This window comes from Devosia sp. GW821-FHT12F11 (genome assembly GCF_058806655.1).
Window position 1 is genome coordinate 660753 of record NZ_JBXAPX010000002.1, and the last position, 19252, is coordinate 680004.

At 65.5% G+C, this 19252-nt stretch carries 20 protein-coding genes and 1 tRNA gene; 8 read left to right on the forward strand and 13 right to left on the reverse strand.

Annotation, left to right across the window (positions count from 1 at the left end; all coding sequences use genetic code 11):
- Positions 1-82: 82 nt before the first annotated feature.
- From AC1ROK_RS08755 to AC1ROK_RS08765, 3 genes are all read right to left on the reverse strand, one after another.
- Positions 83-159, reverse strand: a tRNA-Arg gene (locus tag AC1ROK_RS08755).
- A gap of 101 nt (positions 160-260) precedes the next feature.
- Entirely contained in the window at positions 261-1691 is a 1431-nt protein-coding gene (locus AC1ROK_RS08760) for a sensor histidine kinase (protein WP_492845862.1), read from the reverse strand.
- A gap of 59 nt (positions 1692-1750) precedes the next feature.
- A complete protein-coding gene (locus AC1ROK_RS08765) occupies positions 1751-3184 on the reverse strand; it encodes a dihydrolipoyl dehydrogenase family protein (RefSeq protein ID WP_492845864.1) in 1434 nt (477 codons plus the stop codon).
- A 266-nt stretch (positions 3185-3450) separates the two neighbouring features.
- Between AC1ROK_RS08765 and rpmH the strand changes: the two genes are divergently transcribed.
- The 5 genes from rpmH to yihA all read left to right on the forward strand — a co-directional run bounded on the left by rpmH (position 3451) and on the right by yihA (position 7388).
- On the forward strand, positions 3451-3588 hold the full coding sequence (gene rpmH, locus AC1ROK_RS08770) for a 50S ribosomal protein L34 (protein WP_055886015.1): 138 nt from the start codon (positions 3451-3453) through the stop codon (positions 3586-3588).
- 10 nt (positions 3589-3598) lie between these two features.
- Entirely contained in the window at positions 3599-3958 is a 360-nt protein-coding gene (gene rnpA, locus AC1ROK_RS08775) for a ribonuclease P protein component (protein WP_492845866.1), read from the forward strand.
- Entirely contained in the window at positions 3958-5817 is a 1860-nt protein-coding gene (gene yidC / locus AC1ROK_RS08780) for a membrane protein insertase YidC (protein ID WP_492845868.1), read from the forward strand. The genes rnpA and yidC overlap by 1 nt, the downstream gene beginning before the upstream one ends.
- Before the next feature lie 16 nt (positions 5818-5833).
- Positions 5834-6535, forward strand: a complete 702-nt coding sequence (locus AC1ROK_RS08785; RefSeq protein ID WP_492845870.1) for a sulfotransferase family protein — start codon at positions 5834-5836, stop codon at positions 6533-6535.
- Positions 6536-6737: 202 nt separating this feature from the next.
- On the forward strand, positions 6738-7388 hold the full coding sequence (gene yihA / locus AC1ROK_RS08790) for a ribosome biogenesis GTP-binding protein YihA/YsxC (RefSeq protein WP_492845872.1): 651 nt from the start codon (positions 6738-6740) through the stop codon (positions 7386-7388).
- Between the two features lie 21 nt (positions 7389-7409).
- On the opposite strand, the gene AC1ROK_RS08795 is transcribed toward yihA, so the two are convergent.
- From AC1ROK_RS08795 to AC1ROK_RS08815, 5 genes are all read right to left on the reverse strand, one after another.
- Positions 7410-8114: a glutamine amidotransferase-related protein gene (locus AC1ROK_RS08795; RefSeq protein WP_492845874.1), complete on the reverse strand. Its 705-nt coding sequence runs from the start codon at positions 8112-8114 to the stop codon at positions 7410-7412.
- 155 nt (positions 8115-8269) lie between these two features.
- Complete coding sequence (msrB, locus tag AC1ROK_RS08800) at positions 8270-8767, reverse strand: peptide-methionine (R)-S-oxide reductase MsrB (protein ID WP_492845876.1); 498 nt, start codon at positions 8765-8767, stop codon at positions 8270-8272.
- 138 nt (positions 8768-8905) lie between these two features.
- Complete coding sequence (locus tag AC1ROK_RS08805) at positions 8906-9469, reverse strand: fasciclin domain-containing protein (RefSeq protein ID WP_492845878.1); 564 nt, start codon at positions 9467-9469, stop codon at positions 8906-8908.
- Between the two features lie 236 nt (positions 9470-9705).
- Positions 9706-10422 carry an anti-sigma factor gene (locus AC1ROK_RS08810; protein WP_492845880.1) on the reverse strand — a complete coding sequence of 239 codons (717 nt, stop codon included), beginning with the start codon at positions 10420-10422 and terminating at the stop codon, positions 9706-9708.
- Complete coding sequence (locus AC1ROK_RS08815) at positions 10419-10967, reverse strand: sigma-70 family RNA polymerase sigma factor (RefSeq protein WP_492845882.1); 549 nt, start codon at positions 10965-10967, stop codon at positions 10419-10421. The genes AC1ROK_RS08810 and AC1ROK_RS08815 overlap by 4 nt, the downstream gene beginning before the upstream one ends.
- Positions 10968-11166: 199 nt before the next feature.
- On the opposite strand from AC1ROK_RS08815, the gene argB reads away from it, so the two are divergent.
- Complete coding sequence (argB, locus tag AC1ROK_RS08820; RefSeq protein WP_492845884.1) at positions 11167-12075, forward strand: acetylglutamate kinase; 909 nt, start codon at positions 11167-11169, stop codon at positions 12073-12075.
- A 404-nt stretch (positions 12076-12479) separates the two neighbouring features.
- Here the strand turns inward: argB and AC1ROK_RS08825 are convergent, their stop codons facing one another.
- The 4 genes from AC1ROK_RS08825 to AC1ROK_RS08840 all read right to left on the reverse strand — a co-directional run bounded on the left by AC1ROK_RS08825 (position 12480) and on the right by AC1ROK_RS08840 (position 16236).
- Positions 12480-13445, reverse strand: a complete 966-nt coding sequence (locus AC1ROK_RS08825; RefSeq protein WP_492845886.1) for a hypothetical protein — start codon at positions 13443-13445, stop codon at positions 12480-12482.
- Positions 13446-13594: 149 nt separating this feature from the next.
- A complete protein-coding gene (locus tag AC1ROK_RS08830; RefSeq protein ID WP_492845888.1) occupies positions 13595-13966 on the reverse strand; it encodes a YciI family protein in 372 nt (123 codons plus the stop codon).
- Between the two features lie 140 nt (positions 13967-14106).
- On the reverse strand, positions 14107-15618 hold the full coding sequence (locus tag AC1ROK_RS08835; RefSeq protein WP_492845890.1) for an MFS transporter: 1512 nt from the start codon (positions 15616-15618) through the stop codon (positions 14107-14109).
- A gap of 3 nt (positions 15619-15621) precedes the next feature.
- Complete coding sequence (locus tag AC1ROK_RS08840) at positions 15622-16236, reverse strand: TetR/AcrR family transcriptional regulator (protein ID WP_492845892.1); 615 nt, start codon at positions 16234-16236, stop codon at positions 15622-15624.
- A gap of 338 nt (positions 16237-16574) precedes the next feature.
- Here AC1ROK_RS08840 and AC1ROK_RS08845 point away from each other — a divergent pair, with 338 nt between their 5' ends.
- Positions 16575-17279 (forward strand): pyrimidine 5'-nucleotidase, encoded by a 705-nt coding sequence (locus AC1ROK_RS08845; protein ID WP_492845894.1) that lies wholly within the window; start codon positions 16575-16577, stop codon positions 17277-17279.
- Positions 17280-17432: 153 nt separating this feature from the next.
- On the opposite strand, the gene AC1ROK_RS08850 is transcribed toward AC1ROK_RS08845, so the two are convergent.
- Entirely contained in the window at positions 17433-18284 is an 852-nt protein-coding gene (locus AC1ROK_RS08850; protein ID WP_492845896.1) for an LOG family protein, read from the reverse strand.
- 121 nt (positions 18285-18405) lie between these two features.
- Here AC1ROK_RS08850 and dapD point away from each other — a divergent pair, with 121 nt between their 5' ends.
- A complete protein-coding gene (gene dapD, locus AC1ROK_RS08855; protein ID WP_492845898.1) occupies positions 18406-19245 on the forward strand; it encodes a 2,3,4,5-tetrahydropyridine-2,6-dicarboxylate N-succinyltransferase in 840 nt (279 codons plus the stop codon).
- The last annotated feature ends 7 nt before the right edge of the window (positions 19246-19252 follow it).

The window sequence follows — 19252 nt, forward strand, 5'->3', positions numbered from 1 at the left end:
CGTGATATCACCAACCTGCCGGCAACGAGCCGTCTGCAAGAAAGAGCTATTCGGAGGGCCCCGGCCTGGCTCGGGGAGGGATTGGCGCGCCCTAAGAGATTCGAACTCCTGACCCCCAGATTCGTAGTCTGGTGCTCTATCCAGCTGAGCTAAGGGCGCGCACGGCCGGTGGTGTTCCGGCGAACGGCGTGACCCATACATGGGCCGCCGCAGCATTGCAAGCATCGACGCGCGAGGAATTTTGACGCGGGTGTGACAGTTCAGGCGATGCGGATGGAATGCGGCAGTGTGACGTCGAAACGAGTGCCCAGCGGCTGGTCGACGAAGCTCAGCTTGCCGCCATGCGCCTCGGTGAGCTCGCGGGCGATAGCGAGGCCGAGGCCGGTGCCGCCGGCCTTGGCGGAGCCCTCGAAGGCGACGAACAGGTTCTCGCGGGCCCGCGGCGGCAGGCCGGGGCCGTTGTCGGTGACCGACAGGGTCAGCCAGTCGGGCGTTTCGGCGAGAGTGATCTCGACCTCGGGGCCTTCGATCTTGCTGCCGGCGGCCTCGAGCGCTTCGCGGGCGTTCTTCAGCAGGTTGTCGAAGATGCGGGCGAACTGGTCGGGGTCGGCGGAGATCGAGACCGCGTCGGGCACGTGGTTGGTCCAGCGAATCGACGGGTGGCCGACGAGGCCGGCATCGAAGGCGGCCTCGTCGAGCAGAAGGTGCAGGTCGACCGGCACCGGCCGTGGCGGGGTGGCGCTCTGGCGGCCATAATCGAGCACCGACTGGGCGAAGCCGATGGCCTTGTCGATCGATTGCACCAGGCGCGGCGCGAGGCGCTGTACCTTGGGATCGTCGAGATTGGCCACCTGGTCGCTGAGCAGTTGCGCCGAGGTCAGGGTGTTGCGCAGGTCGTGGTTGATCTTGGCGACGGCAAGCCCGAGATCGGCGAGATGCCGACGCTGGCGCAGCATCGAGTAGATGTCCGATTCCATCGCCGCCAGTTCGCGCTCCATGATGCCGATCTCGTCGCGCCGATCAGAGGGGGTGACGATCAGCGCGGCGTTCTCGGGTGCCTCGGAGAACTCCACCATGTTGCCGGTGAGGCGGCGGATCGGCGCGATCAGAATGCGCGAGACGAAGACGTAAAGCACCGCCGACGTGATGATGGCGAGGATCAGCGACAGGAAGAAGAGGTTGCGCGAATAGAGCAGCAACTCGCTGCGCAACGGCGCCTCGGGCATCAGCACCTCGATGACCCGGTCGGGCATGCCGTCTTCTTCGCCGACGATGCGCAGCGTGCGGTTGGAGCCCAGCACCAGGGTCTCCAGCGCACCGAGAATCAGCGAGGCCGGATCGCGCTGGCGCAGATCCACCGTCACCGCCTCGCGCGGCATGGTGACGTTCTCGAGTTCGATCAGCTGGCTCTGGCCCTCGCGTCGATAGACGATGGCGAGGGCGCCGGCCGAGGTGAGCAGCCGGTCGGTCAGCACGCGCGGCAGGTTCATGGCGTCGGGCACCGCGTCGAGCACGCGGGCGGCGACGACGCCGACGCGCAGGCGGTCGTTGAGCCAGCTCTGGCGGAAGTTGGCGGCCGATGGCAGGTAGATCACGATCTCGACCGCGAGGATCACCACAATGATGGTGGCGATGATCTTGACGGACAGCCCGGAGAACGGACCCGGCATCGCGCGGTTTTGTTTGGCCATTGGGCGATGATTAACGGGGAAAGCCGTCGCTTTCCAGCGTCAACACGTGACAAACGGGGCTAGCCGAACAGCTTGTTGAGGCTGATCCACTGCCGGATGAGCGGCTTGTTCGTCTCGCCCCGGCGGAACTCCTCGCCGAGCCGCACCGCGATCTCGGCGTAAGAGGGATAAGGCGCGACCAGCTCGGCGAGTTTGTCGGCCCGGAGCCCGCCGGTCATGGCGAGCGAAAACAGCGAGACCAGCTCGCTGGCGCCGGGACCGACAACGCCGGCGCCGAGGATTTTGCCGGAGCGATCGGTGACGAGCTTGGCGAGGCCATAGGTCGCACGAGAGGTCCGGGCCCGATCATTGTCGGCATAGGACCAGCGGGTGACGCGGAAGCCGACGCCATGCCTGGTACGGGCCAGCGCTTCGTTGAGGCCGATCTCGGCGAGCTCCGGGTCGGTCGAGACGACACGCGGGACGCGCAGGGCATCGGGCTTGGCCATGGCGCCGAGGAGGACGCTGCGAACCACCGCCTCGGCCTGGCGCACCGCCGCCTGCACTGACTGGCCGCCGGCGGCATCACCGACCGCGTACACACGCGGATTGGTGGTCTTGAGGCTGGGGGACAGTTGCAGCAGCCGCGGATCGGCCTTGTTCATCCGGATGCCGGCCTTGTCGAGGTCGAGGCCGGCAAGGTTGGGCATGCGGTCGGCGGCAACGAGGATGTGCGAGGCGTCGAGCAACTGGTCGGTTTCGCCGTTCTGCACTGCGACGCCGATGCCCATTGAGCGGGCCTGGATGGCGGTGACGGTGGCGTGCGGGCGGAGGCTGACGCCCTCCTCCTCGACCCGCTTCAGGGCGACAGCCGCGAGTTCCGGGTCGAAGCCCGCCAGCATCGGGCCGTTCTCGATCACCGTGACCTCGGTGCCGAGCCGGGCGTAGGCCTGGGCCAGTTCGAGCGCCACGCCGCTCCCGCCGATGACCACGAGGTGGGTGAGTTTCCTGGTATTGTCGAGAATGGTCTCGCTGGTGAAATACGGCACCGCGTCGAGCCCCGGGATCGAGGGAATCGGCAGCCGCGCGCCGGTAGCGATGACGAAGCGGCGGGCACGGATTTCGGTATCGCCGACCGCAAGGGCCTTGCGGTTGGTGAAGCGAGCGGTACCGCGCACGATCTCGACGCCCAATGCCTCGAGCCGGCCGGCGGCATTGTGCGGCGCAAGCGCGGTGATCACCTGCTCGACATGGTCGTGCACCCGGCGGAAATTGATCTTGGGCTCGTCAGCCGCGATGCCGAAGGCAGCGCCATCACGCAGTGCCTGGGCGTGGGCCGCAGCGGCAACCAGCGCCTTGGCCGGAATCGCGCCGGCATGGAGAGCGTTGCCACCCAGCCGAGCCTTCTCGACCAGCACAACCGAGGCGCCATAGGCGCGAGCGGCCTCGGCGACGGCCAGGCCGCCTGATCCGGCCCCGATGACACAGAGGTCGGGCGTAAGGATATCGGCCAATCTCGCTCTCTCGACTAAGGCCCCGCGCCTCATTATCACCGGCTGGTAGCCGGACAATAGTGGGCGGGATCAAGGCAGTGTGGAAATCAGCGGATTTCGGGGGCGGCCAATGCCGTTCTGCCGCACGGTCCTCGCGTTGACTTCACCGAACCAATTCCCTATAAGCCGCCCCAATCTGCCGTAGGCGCCCAGACAAGGGCCCAGCCGGCAAGCACCTTGCTGCTCTCAAGTATAAGAGGAACCGCGCGCCGGCGTGGTCAGATCGTATGTCGAAACGCACTTTCCAGCCGAGCACGCTCGTCCGCACTCGCCGGCACGGCTTCCGCGCCCGCATGGCGACCAAGAACGGCCGCAAGATCCTGAACCGCCGCCGCGCTGTCGGCCGCGCCAAGCTCTCGGCCTAAGGTTTTGGCCGTGAACACGGCCATGCCACGGGACGGCGCCTTGCGGCGCCTCAAGAACCGGTCCGAATTCCTGAAAGCCGCCCGGGGCCAACGCGTCGGGCGCGCTGCGTTTTCGCTGCAGGCGAACGCGCGTGACCTCGATGAGCCCGGCATCGGCTTCACGGTTACCAAGCAGATGGGCAACTCGCCCGAACGCAACCGCATCCGCCGGCGCCTCCGGGCTGCCGCGAAGGCTTGCGCCGGCGGGTTCGAACCCCAACATGATTACGTGCTGGTCGGTCGCCGCGAGGCGCTGAGCATTCCGTACGGCCAGCTGGTCAACGACCTGGCCGCCGCCATTTCCAAAGTCCACCTGAAGAAGAAGAGCTGATGCAGTCCGATAACAACCGCAACATGATCATTGCGATCGTGCTCAGCGTCGTGGTGCTGTTCGGATGGCAGTTCTTCATTGCCGGCCCGCAACTGGAGCAGGCCCAGAAGCGCGCCGCGCTCGAGCAGGCCGCACAGGCGCCAGCGACCGATACCGGGCTCGCGACCCCGGCCGCCGACGGCAGCACGCCCGCGGCGGCGGCTGCGACCGGAGCCACGGGAACGTTCGCCGACCGCGCGGCCGCACTGGCGGCGTCGCCGCAGCGGTTGAAGATCGATACCCCATCGCTGTCGGGCTCGATCAACCTCACCGGCGCCCGCCTCGATGACCTGCAGCTCAAGCAGTACACCGAGACGGTCGATCCCAATTCGCCGATCATTACCCTGTTGATCCCCTCGGGCGCCCCCGGGGGCTACTACGCCGAGACCGGCTGGGTCCCGGCGGCCGGCGGCACTGCGGCAACGCCAAGCGAGACCACGGTGTGGTCGGTCGAAGGCGACGCGCAGACGCTGACCGTCGCGACGCCGGTGACGCTGAAGTGGGACAATGGCGCCGGGCTGATCTTCCGCCGCACCATCAGCGTCGACGACAACTACCTGTTCACAGTGGCGCAGTCGGTCGAGAACACCGGCTCGGGTGACGTGGCGCTCTACCCGTTCTCGCGCATCGTGCGCCAGGGCAAGCCGCACGTGCAGAACTTCTTCGTGCAGCACGAGGGCCCGCTTGGGGTGCTCGGCTCCAACAACCTCGTCTCCAAGAAGTACGACGACGTCGTCAACGAGAAGCAGATCGACGTCTCCAGCACCACCGGCGGCTGGGTCGGCATCACCGACAAGTACTGGGCGACGGCCGTGCTGTCGGTGCCGGGCGCGCCGCTCAATGCCCGCTTCTCGGCGACGCCCTCGGGCGCCCAGAACATCTTCCAGACTAGCTTCGTCGAGACCACGCCGGTGCTGGTGCCGGCAGGCGGCACTGCCGAAAACAAGACCTACCTGTTTGCCGGCGCCAAGCGCGAAGGCGTCATCGCCAGCTATGAGAAGACCTACGGCTTCGACCGGCTCGAGCTGTTGATCGACTGGGGCTGGCTGCACTTCCTCACCAAGCCGATGTTCTTCCTGTTGCAGTTCCTCTACGGGATCCTCGGCAATTTCGGCCTCGCCATCCTCGCGGTGACGGTGATCGTCAAGGGCCTGTTCTTCCCGCTGGCCAACCGCTCGTATGCCTCGATGGCGGCGATGCGGCGCGTGCAGCCGGAAATGAAGTCGATCCAGGAACGCTTCAAGGATGATCGCCCGGCGCAGCAGCAGGCGATGATGGAGCTCTACAAGAAAGAGAAGATCAACCCGCTGTCGGGCTGCTGGCCGATCCTGATCCAGATCCCGGTGTTCTTCTCGCTCTACACCGTCATCTTCATCTCGCTGGAGATGCGGCATGCGCCGTTCTTCGGCTGGATCGTCGACCTCGCGGCGCCTGATCCGACCAACATCTTCACCCTGTTCGGCCTGATCCCGTGGAACCCGGTTGCCCTGCCGGTGGTGGGCGGACTACTGCATCTGGGCGTGTGGCCGGTGATCATGGGCATCACCATGTGGGTGCAGATGAAGCTCAACCCGCCGCCGCCGGATCCGACGCAGGCGATGATCTTCAACTGGATGCCGATCATCTTCACCTTCATGCTGGGCACGTTCCCCGCCGGCCTCGTGATCTACTGGGCCTGGAACAACCTGCTCTCGGTGACGCAGCAGTGGTTCATCATGAAGCGCCACGGCGCCGAAGTGGACCTGCTCGGCAACATCGCGGCGACCTTCAAGCGCAAGCCCAAGGTCGAAGAAAAGCCGGCCGGCGGCAAGGCCAGCTGACGCAACAGGTGATCAGGTGCTGGACACCCTCTGCCTGATCACCGGCCCCCGCAGCGGGGCCAATCACCTGATGCAGCTCGGCGCCAACTTCGCCGAGCTCAAGACCTTCCCCGAACTGTTCAACAGCCTCGCCGAGCGGATCGAGCCGGACCACGTGCTCGACGAGGCGGTTGCCTTGGCCCATGCCGAGCACAAGCGCGTCCTCGCCTTCAAGCTCTGGCACGACACGCTCGAACCCGAGACGGTCGAGCAGCTGGTGCTGTCGCGCCCCGGCCTGCGGGTGATCTTCGTGGTGCGCCGGCAGATCGACGCCTATGTCAGCTGGTGCAAGGCGATCAACGTGCACAAGTGGCAGGAGGTCGATACCTCAGCCGTGCGCCTCAGCCTCGACATCGCCGATTTCGCCGCCTGGATGGACGCGCAGGAGCGCTGGTTCGATCACTGGCGCAACTGGCTGAACCGGCGGTTCCTGCCCTCACCCATCCTCCGCTACGAGACCGATATCGACCTGCCGCCGGAGGGCGCGTTGCGCCGGTTCTCGGCGGCGGCGGCGCAGGTGGGGGTGACGCTCAGGGTCCCGGCGACGCTGACGACAACCGGGCTCGTCAAGCAGGACCGGGTGAAGGCCGCCGCCGACAAGGTCGACAATTGGCCGGCCTTCTCCAGGGCGCTGGTGGCGCAGGGGCTGGAGAAGCGGGCTTTCGGGTATCCGGTGTGAGGGGCGGCCAACCGATAGAGACGGCCCCCTCCCATCCTCCCCCATGAAGGGGGAGGTGCCGCATCGAGCTGTGGGCACGATCTGAGACAGAGCCTCGACTCTTCACCTCCCCCTTCATGGGGGAGGTCGGGAGGGGGCCGTCTGCTTCAGTCTACGCTCCGCTCCCCTTCCCTTCTCCGCCGCCCTCCCCTATTGAACGCCAATGAGCGAGACACAATCGAAGTTCAGCGCAGATCAGATCGAGGCCGGGCGGCTGCTGTTCGCGCGGCCGTTCGTCTTCATCAAGGGCTGTGTGCGCATTGCCGACCTGCCGCCGGCCGACCGGATGGAGGTCGCCTTTGCCGGGCGCTCCAATGTCGGCAAGTCGTCGCTGATCAATGCACTGACGGGCACCACCGGGCTAGCGCGCACCTCGAACACGCCGGGGCGGACGCAGGAACTGAACATCTTCGAGAGCCAGTCGGACGAACTCCGGATCGTCGACATGCCCGGTTACGGCTATGCCAGGGCACCAGAGGACAAGGTGAAGCAGTGGACGCGGCTGATCCACCAGTACCTCACGGGCCGACCGAACCTCCGCCGCGTCTATGTGCTGATCGATGGCCGGCATGGCCCGAACGCCAATGACACCACGGTGATGAACGAGCTCGACAAGGCGGCGGTGAGCTACCAGATCGTCGTCACCAAGGCTGACAAGCCGAACAAGACCGAGCTGGAAGCGGCGCTGGCGAAGACGCGTGCGGCGATCGCCAAGCGCCCGGCGGCGCATCCCGAGATCATCCTGACCTCGAGCGAGGAGAAGGTCGGCCTCGAGCAGCTACGCTCCGAGATCCGGCAGTTGATGGAGCACTGAGGGCTCCGCGTGCTTGGCGCATTAGCGGCTGAGGAATGCTCCCAGCCAGCTCGCTACATCGCTGCTGTGCGATGGCGTTGCGACCGAGGCGAGGGCCGTATCCACCACGACATCCGGGGCCTTGCCGCGCCGGAGTTCGGCCAGCGCCAGGGTGTAGTCGTCGAGGAATTCGGGGTGCGGCTGCAGGCTGAGGGCCCTGCCGTTGGCATAGACGAGCCCCGCATTGGGGGTGAACTCGGAGCCGAGGAACACGTCCGCCTCCTTGGGCGGAACGATCACCTGGTCCTGGTGCGAGCAGGCAATGGAAAGCGCCGGCAGGTCGGTGGCGAGAAAGCCGGGACGGGACTTCACTTCGTAGGTGTGGCGGCCGAGGCCCCAGCCCTTGTCGGATTTGCGCACGTCGCCGCCGAGCGCGTCGGCCATGATCTGGTGGCCGAAGCAGATGCCGAGCATCGGGGTACTGGCGGCGTAAGCCGAGCGGATGAAGGCGCGGAGCGGATCGAGCCAGGCATGGTCGTCGTAGACGCCAGCGGCGGAGCCGGTGATCAGGATGCCATCCAGTTTCGCCGCATCAGGGAATTCGGCACCGTCACAAACCGCCACCGTCTCGTATTCGAACGGCTGGCCTGCCTCGTCGAACATGCGCTTGAACATGGGCGGATAGGCGCCGAACTGCGGCCTGAGGGAAGCGGGGACGTCGCCGGTCTGGATGATGGTGAGCTTCATGGCGCGGCAAGAAATGGGGCGGTTTGCCGGGCTTGGCAAGATGGCCGAACGGCAATGCCCTGTTGCATGGAAGAAGGCCCTCCATCCCGAAGCGTCAAACTTTGACGCGGGGATGAAGGGCCAGTCGGAGGGTAGGCACTAAATCGAGACCCCGGTCAGGCCGGGGTGAAGGTCAAGGCGAGGCCGTTCATGCAGTAGCGCAGGCCGGTGGGCTGTGGGCCGTCGTCGAAGACGTGGCCGAGATGGCCGCCGCAGCGGCGGCAGTGCACTTCGGTGCGGCTCATGCCGAGGGTGGTGTCGGTGGCTTCGCCGACCGCGTTGTCGAGCGGCTGGTAGAAGCTGGGCCAACCGGTGCCGCTCTCGTACTTGGTCTTGGAATCGAACAGCGGCAGCTCGCAGCCGGCGCAGTTGAAGATGCCGGCGCGGTGTTCGTAGAGCAGCGGCGAGGAGCCCGGGGCTTCGGTGGCTTCGTGGCGCAGCACCTCGAACACCTTTGGCGGCAGTTTCGCCTTCCACTCGTCTTCGGTGAGATTGATCTCGAAGGTGCCCTCGGCAGCACGGCTCGAGCCCATCGGGCGGAACATCAGGGCCGCGACGCCAAGTACGCCTACGGCAGTGCCGCCAAACAGGAAAGTGCGGCGATCGACTTGCATGGGATGAGGCCTTTCAGCGGTTGCCGGCAGTCTATCCGCCCTGCCGGCGGGTGCATCTCAAAAGCGCGTGTCCCACGAGGCAACCCGCGGGACACGAAGCGGTTCACGATGTGATATTCGCAGCGCGGACTGCGAAGGTTACATCTTGGGCAGCAGCACCTTGTCGATGACGTGGATCACGCCGTTCGACTGCACCACGTCGGCGATGGTCACATTGGCGACGCCACCGGCTTCGTCGGTGATCGTCACCTTGCCGCCATCCGCCTTCAGCCACAGCTTGCAGCCGCCGACCGTGGTCACTTCATGGGTGCCGCCGTCGTCCATCGCCATCTTGGTGATGTCGGCAGCCATGGCCTTGGCCGCGATGACATGGCAGGTGAGGATCTTCACCAGCTGATCCTTGTTTTCGGGCTTCAGCAGGTTGTCGACGGTGCCGGCCGGCAGTGCATCGAAAGCGGCGTTGACCGGGGCGAGCACGGTGAACGGCCCGGCGCCCTTCAGCGTCTCGACCAGGCCAGCGGCCTTCACCGCCGCGACCAGCGTGGTGTGATCGGCCGAGTTCACGGCGTTATCGATGATGTCCTTGGTCTCGGACATCGGCGCGCCGCCCACCATCGGGTTCTCAGCAAAGGCGACGCCCGAGAGAGCAGAGACCGACAGCATGGCCGAGACGGCGAGTACGCGAAGAGTGGAGAGCTTCATTGTTGGTTCCTTCCTTTTGGCAGTGTCCGCAGTGTTCTTGCGATGGGACAGCGGGAGATACGGAAGGGGTCTCGCGGCAGTTTCGGATCACATTTTCGTCCGGAGCGCTTTATTCGCGACATGGCGCGAAACTATTCGCGACCTCGGCTCGTATGCGCGCAGCGGCCGGCAACATGAACGGAAACGGCCCGCCTCGGGGGAGGCGGGCCGCCGCTGCCGAATGGCGTTGAACGACGTCAGATCGGCGTGACGGTGCCGACAGCGACGATCGGTCCCTGGGCGACGCCGGTGGGCGAACCGCCCTTCTGCTCCAGCGTCACAGCGAGGACGGTGCCCGGCGCAATATTGGCCTTGGCAGCGGCATCGAGAGGGATCTCCAGGCGTTCGTCGACCGGGATCACGCCCATCGACACGGCGGGCTGCTCACCCTTGATGTACCAGAGCTCGAAATCCTTGTCGGGTATGGCGGCGCCCTTGAGCGAAGTGATGCGCACTTCACCGGAAGCCTGATCGTAAAGCGCGACGAACTCGACGCCGCTGCCCTCCTGCGCCTGAATCGCAGCGACCAACTGGGTGGCCAGAACATTGGGATCGACGCGTGGCTGCAGCAGGTTGACGCCGATCGCGACCACCGCCACCGCCGCGGCAGCTGCCGTGAGACCGCGCCACAAGGCCAACGAGTTCCACCAGCCCCCGGACGAAGCGGCAGTGGCGCCGAACAGGCGGTTCTCGATGCGCGGCAGAACGCCCTGGGGCGCCGCGACTTCGGCAAACTCGTCGTCGAGCGTCGCGAGGCGGGAGCGCCACAAGCGCAGGTCGGAGGCGAGCGCCGGCTCGGCGGCGATGCGGCGCGCGAGGGCCGCCCGCTCACCGCCTTCCAACAGGCCGAGCGCGTATTCGGCGACCAGAACCTGGTCGTCCTCCCTGCCGCCGCTGTGACCTTCCGTGCTCATGCCTTGAGACACTCTCTCAGTTTCAACAGGCTGCGCCGCAGCCAGGTTCGCATAGTGTTCAGCGGCACGCTATGGCGCGTCGCCAGTTCCTCGTAGCTGAAGCCGTCGAGATAGGCCCCGCGCACGCAATCGGCCTTGTCGCTCTCGAGTTCATCGAGGCAGCCATCGATGCGCGTGCGCTCCGAACTGTCGATGGTGGCCTGCTCTGGGTCAGGCCCGCCATCGGCGAGGTCAAGCACGAGGTCGATATCATCGCTTACCGGCTTACGCGCCCGAAGCACATCCAGCGAGTGGTTGCGGGCGACCGCCACCAGCCAGCTGATCGGGCTGTAGCCACCCGCCACGTAGCGGTCGGCGCGCTGCCAGATCTTGACGTACACTTCCTGGAGCGCCTCTTCGGCTTCCGATCTGTCTTTGAGGATACGCAGCACGACGCCGAAAAGTTTCGCGCTGGTGCGGGTGTAGAGATCACGAAATGCCGCCCGATCCCGCAAGGCACAACGGGCAATGAGGTCGGCGATCTCGAGGCTGGCGTTGCTGCTCATAGCCGCGAACTTAGCCAAAGGCTGTGGGTATGCCTATCCCCGCTGCTGCCGGTCACGAAATCTTCGTGTTTGTTCTGTTGATGCCCATGCCTGGTCGTGGGATCGAGATGGAAAAGCCTCTGAACTTTTCCTGATCCGCTTGGGCAGGGGCTCAAAAGCGCTTTCGACTCCAATGGAATGCGCTATAGGACGGGACACAATGGATACACAGCGCGCCATGCCTGACATCGAGAGCTTTTCCCGCGACGCCGCCGTCCTGTCGCAGGCGCTGCCCTATATGCAGCGCTACGAGGGTAAGACCGTCGTGGTGAAGTACGGCGGCCACGCGATGGGCGACGTGGCGCTGGGCCAGGCCTTTGCGCGCGACATCGCGCTGCTCAAACAATCCAAGGTCAACCCGATCGTCGTGCATGGCGGCGGCCCGCAGATCGCCTCGATGCTGAAGAATCTCGGCATCGAATCGAAGTTCGAGGGCGGGCTGCGCGTCACCGACAAGCGGACGATGGAAGTCGTCGAGATGGTGCTGGCCGGCTCGATCAACAAAGAGATCGTGGCGCTGATCAACGCCGAGGGCGAATGGGCCATCGGCCTGTGCGGCAAGGACGGCAACATGGTCTTCGCCAAGAAGGCCACCAAGACCGTCAAGGACCCCGGCTCGAGCATCGAGCGGGTGCTCGATCTCGGCTTTGTCGGGGAGCCGGTGGAAGTCGACCGCACGCTGCTCGACCTCCTCGCCCGCTCGGAGATGATCCCGGTGATCGCGCCGGTGGCGCCGGGCCGCGATGGCCAGACCTACAACATCAATGCCGATACCTTTGCCGGCGCCATTGCCGGCTCGCTCGGCGCCAAGCGTCTGTTGTTTCTCACCGATGTCGACGGCGTGCTGGACGCCAACAAGAAACTGATCCCCGAGCTTTCGGCCCGTGACGCGCGGGCGCTGATCGCCGACGGCACGATCAATGGCGGCATGATCCCCAAGGTGGAGACCTGCCTCGAAGCGCTCGACAACGGTGTCGAGGGCGTGGTGATCCTCAACGGCAAGACCCCGCACGTGGTGCTGGTCGAGCTGTTCACCGCCCATGGCGCCGGCACGCTGATCGTAAGGTAAGAGCGCAGCCTTCGCAGACAAGCTCGATGCCCATCTCCCCCCTTGCGGGGGGGAATGGAATTCTTGGGCTTAGCTACTTCGCTAAGCCTTAGAAATTCCAAGAGAGGGGATTTTGGGCGAGCACGGTGCCTCCCCACGCCCCCCTCTCTGGCGAAAACTAAGGACTTAGCTGCGCTAAGCCCAAGTTTTCGCTTTCTCCTCCGCCAAGGGGGAGAGGAGGCCGGTGGACGCGGCGGCGGCGAGACGGCGCAGTCAGGCGGGATTATTTAACCCCATCCAATCGCTCGGTCTCTCGGACCTCGCCGTCAGATCGTGTCCCACCCGCCGGGCGTGGCGGGCCTCGCCCGGCTGGCGGCTGGTGTGCGGCAGCGGGCGGCTTTCGGTGCGGCTGTTCATGATCGCGCTCACGGCTTGAGCCACGGGGATTCGATGCTCCAGAAGATGGCGTCGACGCCGAGATAGTCGGTGGCGAAGGCCGTGAACTCGTCCTTGGTGAAGGGCTTGCCGGTCTTGTCGTTCTTGTAGGTAAGGGTCGGCTCCTGCACCGCCATGCCGACGAAATCGAGCTTGCCCTTGTACTGGTTGAAGAACGGGTAGGAGTTCTTCATCTGCCCCTTGCGGTAAGGCACGATGTCGGGGCCGCCGAGCCCGATGCCGGTGGCAGCGGCGCGCTCGAACAGGCGGCCCATGTAGTTGTGGTCGTTCTCCCACTCGCAGGGCCAGAAGTTCACGTACTGGATCACTTTGGAGCTGGCGAAGGCTTCGCGGGCGGCGGTGAGGTTCTCCAGCTCGGCGGCGAAATAGGCGTCGCAGCTGAAGCCGGTCTTGTCGGCCTTCATGTCGATATCGATCGCGGTTTCGGGCAGGTTGACGCCGTAGACCTTGCCGTCGAAACGGGTCGCCAGCGCCTTGAGCAATGCCTGGTAGCGGGCGCGCACGGCGGGGTTCCACTGCATGGTGGCCCAGCCATAGGCCTCGGCCTTGCCCTCGCCCGGGTTATCGAGCTGCGGCACGAGGCCACCGCCATACTCGGCGCCTTCCAGCACGTAGTCGGGGATGTTGCGGGCTTCGGGCGAGAAGAAGCGGTCCTGCACCTGGATGAAAAGTTTCTTGTTCAATTTGCCGGTCTGCTCGAGGTCGCGCTCGATGGCTGAGAAGTCATACTCGCCCTTTGCCGGCTCCAGCGCACGCCAGTTGTAGACGACCTGAGCTCCGGCGATGTCGGGGCGCTCGAGGATCGCCGCTGCCGCCGCGAGGTCGCCATTGCCGGTGTAGATGAAGTTCTCGGCAGCCTGGACGTTGCCGGCGAGAGCCGTGGCGAGCCCGAAGATGGTGGCGGCGGTGATGCCGAAGATGGCGAGGCTGTTCACGACGACTCCTGTGCGTTTGGTGAGACGCGAGATGGAGCCGCACTTGGCCGGCACAGCGACCGACATGTGGCATTTTATGGAAAGTCGTCAGCAGTGGTTAGCCAATTGCAAACGGGCTAGGTCTTCGATTGGCGCGCTCCCAAAGCGCGCTAGGCAGGCTTCGGCTGCTGCCAGGAGATGCCCATCTCAGCTCGCACCTCGATGCTGCCGAAGCGCGCCATGGGCTCGCGGCGGGCAATCGCCACGGCTTCGTCGAGGTTGCGCGCCTCGATGACGAAGAAACCGCCCAGGTGCTCCTTGCTTTCGATGTAGGGTCCGTCGGTGGCCGAGACCTTGCCGCCGCGGGAGCGAACGATCCGGGCGGTGCCGGGCTCCTTCAGCGCCAGGTCGAGGATGAGATGGCCGCTGGCGGTCAGCTCGGCATTCGCCGCCTGGTTGTCCCGGTCCATGGCGGCGAGTTCTTCCGGGGTGGCGGCGTCGATCAGTGCGGGGTCGACGTGGACGAGGCAAACGTAGCGCATGGGTCTCTCTCCTTCGGCTTACCGGAGTGGTCGAGGCGTGGACGGCAGAATCGACATTGGCAGCGCAAAAGAAAAGGGGCGCCGAGCGGCGCCCCATGGGCGGCGCAAAAGAAAAGGGCGCCCAGTGGCGCCCCTTCGTATCAGGCCTCGGCGACGACCGGCGGCGCCGCCGGCACGCCGGCGCTCTGGTCGGGGCGCTTGATCTTGAGGAACGGCACCAGGATCACCACCAGGCCGAACGAGATGATCTGGTAGACGATGGCCGGCGCCGCCGCCTCGGCGAAGGCGACGTGCGGCGGATCGCCGGCGGCGAAACCGGCGGCGAGCTGGTTGAAGAAGATCTGCCCCACCAGCGCCACACCGATGGCGCCGCCCACCTGCTGGAAAGCCTGCAGCGCCCCGGAACCGGCGCCGGCATCGCGTGGCGGCACGCCCGCCAATACCGATTGGAAGAGACCGGAAAAGCCGAGGCCGAGACCGAGGCCGGCAAGCAGCAGCGGCGGCAGGAAGGCCCAGTGGTCGACGCTGTCGCCAAGCCCGCGGATGATGAAATCGAGCCAGGTGATGCCGACCACGAGGATCGCCGCACCGAGCGCCAGCCGGGTGCGCAGATACCTCTGGCCAAGCCGGCCGATGAACAGGGAGACGGCGAGCACGCCGACCGAGAACGGCGTGTTGGTGAGGCCGGACTCGAGCGGAGTGAAATTGTAGCCCGACTGCAGGAGCAGCGAGATGACCATGAACATGGCCGGCACGCCGGAGGCGAAGATGGTGGTGACAAGCAGGCCAAGCAGATAGTTCGGGTTGCTGATCAGGCTGAAATTGAGCAGCTGCGGCTGATCGATGCGAGCCCGGTGCCGCTCCCAGATGATGAAGATGCCGGCAAACAGGAGGCCCACCGCCATCAGGCCCCACAGCCAGGTCGGCCAGCCCAGCGCGTGGCCTTCGACCAGCGGGAAGACCATGGCGACCATGGCGATACCGAACAGGCCGATGCCGACAAAATCGTTCTTCAGCGTCGGGTGGCCGGGCGTGCGGGGGATCAGGTACCAGCCGGCGATAACGGCGAAGATGCCGAACGGGACGTTGACGAGGAAAATCGGGCGCCAGTCGAGATCGAAGAGATTGGCGCCGATCAGCAAGCCACCGACGATGGGGCCGGCGACGGCAGCAAGGCCGGAGCTCAAACCGAACAACGAGAAGGCCTGACCTTTTTCCTCGGGCGGGAAGGTGACCTGGGCGATGGCGAGCACCTGTGGGGTCATGCAGGCGCCGGCGAGACCCTGCAACACGCGGGCGACGATCAGCCACTCGATCGAAGGAGCGAGCCCGCAAAAGGCGGAGGCCACCGTAAAGGCGGCGACGCCGATCAGGAACATGCGGGTGCGGCCGACGATGTCGCCGAGCCGGCCGAAGGGCAAGAGGCCCAGCGCGAAGGCCAGCACATAGGCCGCGATGACCCACTCGATCTGCGTCGGGTCGGCGCCCAGGTTCTGCTGAAGGCTGGGGAGCGCAACGTTGACGATGGTGACGTCGATGAGATTCATGAAGCTGGCGAGCAGCAGCACGGCGAGCGCCACCCAGCGGCGGGGATCGGCATCCGCCTTGGACTGCGGCGGATGGAACTGCGAAGAGGGGAATTGCGAAGACATGAACTAGTTCCTGGTCGGTGTGTTTGAGCGAACGGCGCGGCGCAGCTCGGCGCACAGGCGTTCGAAATATTGCGGTGAGGTATCGGGGCCCCGGGCAAAGCCGGTCAGCGCGCCCAGAAGCATGCTGGCGCCGGCCTCGGGGTCGAGGTCGGGGCGGAAACTGCCGTCGGCAACGCCGTCGGCGAGGATGGCGGCAGCGAGCTCGTGCCATTTGCGCAGAATCGGCTGCATGGCGGCTTGGATCACCGTGTCGCGCCGGGCCCGCTCCATCAGCTCGGACATGACAGCGAGGGTGTCGCGCTGCTGGTAGAACATCTCATGGAAGTCGAAGAACTCGTGCTCGAGCCGCTCCGACGGCGACAGGTGGGCGCGCGGCCGCACCAGCGACTGAGCGCGGAAATCCTCGCGCATCGCATCGGCGACAAGCCCGATCAGCGCCTCCTTGGTCGGCACGTGATAGTGCAGCGTCGCGACGTTGATGCCGACGCGCGCCGCGATGTCGCGGGTGCGAAGTCCTTCAAATCCCTTCTCGGCGATGAGCTCGCGCGCCGCCGAAGCGATGGCGCGGCGACGATCGTCAGTGTTTTCGCGTCGCGGGGCAGTACTGGTGACAGTCATGGTTTCCTGGCTCGCCACATGTGCGCCAGAGGCCGTGATTTCGACGTTTGGTGCCCGGCAGCGCAGCCACATACACCCGGCCGAATTGTCAATCAAGTGATTGATTGAGCAGAAAATGCGATTTCCCGGCGACAAGAAGATGAGCGAGTGGCCGGTGCAGCTGCCTCGACTGCCCGATGGCTTTCAGGCCGGCTCGATGCGGCCCTGCACGGTCATGCGGCGCCTCGCCCGCCGTGTGGGGAGGCGCCATGCGATCATCGAGCCCCTGATGGCCGAGCCGCGCTGCCTTGCAGACTGCGCAGGGTGAAAGTTCGGGCAAAAGCTGCCATATTGGTGCGATGAACGATCTTACTCCCCCGCCCCGCTCGCTTTCCCACGTCACCGACTGGGTGTTCGACCTCGACAACACGCTCTATCCGCGTGAGTGCAACCTGTTCGCGCAGATCGACATGCTGATCTCGCACTACATGGTCGGCGTCACGCAGCTGCCGTTCGACGAGGCGCGGGCGCTGCAGAAAGCCTATTACCGGGATTACGGCACGACGCTGAACGGGCTGATGCAGTTGCATGAGGTGGATCCGGACCACTTCCTCCACACGGTGCACGCCATCGACTATTCCCCGGTGCAGGCACACCCCGATCTGGTCGAGGCGATCCGCGCGCTGCCGGGCCGGAAGTTCATCCTCACCAATGGTGATGTCGGGCACGCGCGTTCGGTACTAAACCGGCTGGGCCATGCGGACGAACTGTTCGAGGACATCTTCGATATCCGCGCCATGAGCTACAAACCCAAGCCGCTGCCCGAAGCCTATGAGGCATTCTTTCAGAAGCACGGCATCGATGCGCGCCGCGCCGCGATGTTCGACGATCTCGAAAAGAACCTGGTGGTGCCGCACGATACCGGCATGACCACGGTGCAGGTGATCGCCGGCGAGGCATTCGCCCACGAGCAGGTGGAAGCCTGGGAACTGGAACGCACCGGCGGTGCGCATGTGCACCACATGACGGCGGACCTGGCGGGTTTCTTGCGGAAGCTGCCATAGGGGCCGACTAAAGCACGGCCCCCTCCCATCCTCCCCACAAGGGGGGAGGTGCCGCATCGAGGTTTGGGCTCGATCTGATCAAAAGCACCGGCCCTTCTTCACCTCCCCCTTTCATGGGGGAGGCCGGGAGGGGGCCGTCTCTGTCAGTCTGGATCAGCTCGCCAGCGTCACTTCCGGCAGGTTGTAATGCTCGCGGATGACGTTCCAGCCGTCTTCGGCGCTGTCGACGACGGTGAACAGATGCGGGTCGTCGGGGGCGATGGTGCCGGCTTCGGCCAAGGCTTCGAAGTTGATCACCTTGTTCCAGAACTCCTTGCCGAACAGCAGCAGCGGCACGCGCTCCATGCGGCCGGTCTGGATCAGGGTCAGCGTCTCGAAGAACTCATCGAGCGTGCCGAAGCCGCCGGGGAAGATGGCAACGGCGCGGGCGCGCAAGAGGAAGTGGATCTTGCGGGTCGCGAAATAGTGGAAATTGAAGCAGAGATCGGGCGTGATGTAGGTGTTGGGCGCCTGCTCGTGCGGCAAGACGATGTTGAGCCCGATGGTGGGCGCGCCGACATCGGCAGCGCCGCGATTGCCGGCTTCCATGACGCCGGGCCCACCGCCGGTGACCACCACGTAATCGCGGAAGTTTAGGGCGCGTGAGGTGAGCGAGGCATACTGGGCAAAGCGACGCGCTTCGTCATAGTAGCGCGAGGCCGCCTCGAGGTTCTTCTTCTGCGTCTCGTTGCGGGCGGCCCAGGCGGGCTTGCCAGGCTCAGGGATGCGGGCGCCGCCGAACAGCACGACGGTCGAGCGGATGCCGTGCTCGCGCAGGCGGAACTCGGTCTTCAGGTACTCCAGCTGAAAGCGGACGCCGCGCGTATCCTCGCTGGTCATGAACTCTTCGTCGGAGAAGGCGAGCCGGAACGCGGCGGATTCGGTCTGCGGCGTCGAGGGCGCGCGTTTTGCCGCATCCAGGTCCTCGACCGAGGTACGAAGCGGGGTATGGGCGCGTCTGGCCATTCTGGCGTCTCCGAATAGTGGCCCTGAGCTTGTCACGGCCGGGGTTAAGGATCGTTGACAGCAGGACCGGGCCGGATAATGTCCGGCGCGCCTTCCTGCCACCCGACCGAAAGCTCTGCCCATGTCGCACGCCGATCTCGCCCAGACCATCGATGCCGCCTGGGAGGCGCGCACCGAGGTCAGCTCCAGTACTGCGGGTGCGGTGCGCGAGGCCGTGGAAACCGCGCTCGAACTGCTCGACAGCGGCAAGGCCCGCGTCGCGGAAAAGTCGGCCGACGGCTGGGTGGTAAACCAGTGGCTGAAGAAGGCGGTGCTGCTGAGCTTCAGGCTCAACGACAACGCGGTGATCCAGGGCCCCGGCGGCACCACCTGGTGGGACAAGGTGCCCTCGAAGTTCGAAGGCTGGGGCGAGAACCGTTTTCGCGAGGCCGGCTTCCGGGCGGTGCCCGGCTCGATCGTGCGACGCGGCTCGCATATCGGGCGTGGTGTCGTCTTGATGCCGAGCTTCGTCAATATCGGCGCCTTCGTGGACGAGAACTCGATGGTCGATGGCTGGGCGACTGTCGGCTCGTGCGCGCAGATCGGCAAGAACGTGCACCTTTCGGGTGGCGTCGGCATCGGCGGCGTGCTGGAGCCGATGCAGGCCGGCCCGACCATCATCGAGGACAACTGCTTCATCGGCGCCCGGTCCGAAGTGGTCGAGGGCGTCGTGGTCGGCGAAGGCTCGGTGCTGTCGATGGGCGTCTATATCGGCGCCTCGACCAAGATCGTCGACCGAGCGACCGGCGAAATCCATATCGGCAAGGTGCCGCCCTACTCCGTCGTGGTCTCCGGCAACCTGCCAGGCAAACCGCTGCCGAACGGCCAGCCGGGCCCGAGCCTTTATTGCGCGGTGATCGTCAAAACCGTCGACGCGCAGACTCGCAGCAAGACCGGCATCAACGAGCTGCTGCGCGATTGACAGGGAC

Coding starts and splice junctions, on each gene's coding strand:
- msrB (WP_492845876.1), bottom strand. CDS start 8,767: ATGCAAGTCGATCGCCGCACTTTCCTGTTTGGCGGCACTGCCGTAGGC.
- dapD (WP_492845898.1), top strand. CDS start 18,406: ATGTCGCACGCCGATCTCGCCCAGACCATCGATGCCGCCTGGGAGGCG.
- AC1ROK_RS08760 (WP_492845862.1), bottom strand. CDS start 1,691: ATGGCCAAACAAAACCGCGCGATGCCGGGTCCGTTCTCCGGGCTGTCC.
- rpmH (WP_055886015.1), top strand. CDS start 3,451: ATGTCGAAACGCACTTTCCAGCCGAGCACGCTCGTCCGCACTCGCCGG.
- AC1ROK_RS08815 (WP_492845882.1), bottom strand. CDS start 10,967: ATGAGCAGCAACGCCAGCCTCGAGATCGCCGACCTCATTGCCCGTTGT.
- AC1ROK_RS08850 (WP_492845896.1), bottom strand. CDS start 18,284: ATGGCCAGACGCGCCCATACCCCGCTTCGTACCTCGGTCGAGGACCTG.
- yidC (WP_492845868.1), top strand. CDS start 3,958: ATGCAGTCCGATAACAACCGCAACATGATCATTGCGATCGTGCTCAGC.
- AC1ROK_RS08845 (WP_492845894.1), top strand. CDS start 16,575: ATGAACGATCTTACTCCCCCGCCCCGCTCGCTTTCCCACGTCACCGAC.
- yihA (WP_492845872.1), top strand. CDS start 6,738: ATGAGCGAGACACAATCGAAGTTCAGCGCAGATCAGATCGAGGCCGGG.
- AC1ROK_RS08805 (WP_492845878.1), bottom strand. CDS start 9,469: ATGAAGCTCTCCACTCTTCGCGTACTCGCCGTCTCGGCCATGCTGTCG.
- AC1ROK_RS08830 (WP_492845888.1), bottom strand. CDS start 13,966: ATGCGCTACGTTTGCCTCGTCCACGTCGACCCCGCACTGATCGACGCC.
- argB (WP_492845884.1), top strand. CDS start 11,167: ATGGATACACAGCGCGCCATGCCTGACATCGAGAGCTTTTCCCGCGAC.
- AC1ROK_RS08840 (WP_492845892.1), bottom strand. CDS start 16,236: ATGACTGTCACCAGTACTGCCCCGCGACGCGAAAACACTGACGATCGT.
- AC1ROK_RS08835 (WP_492845890.1), bottom strand. CDS start 15,618: ATGTCTTCGCAATTCCCCTCTTCGCAGTTCCATCCGCCGCAGTCCAAG.
- AC1ROK_RS08810 (WP_492845880.1), bottom strand. CDS start 10,422: ATGAGCACGGAAGGTCACAGCGGCGGCAGGGAGGACGACCAGGTTCTG.
- AC1ROK_RS08795 (WP_492845874.1), bottom strand. CDS start 8,114: ATGAAGCTCACCATCATCCAGACCGGCGACGTCCCCGCTTCCCTCAGG.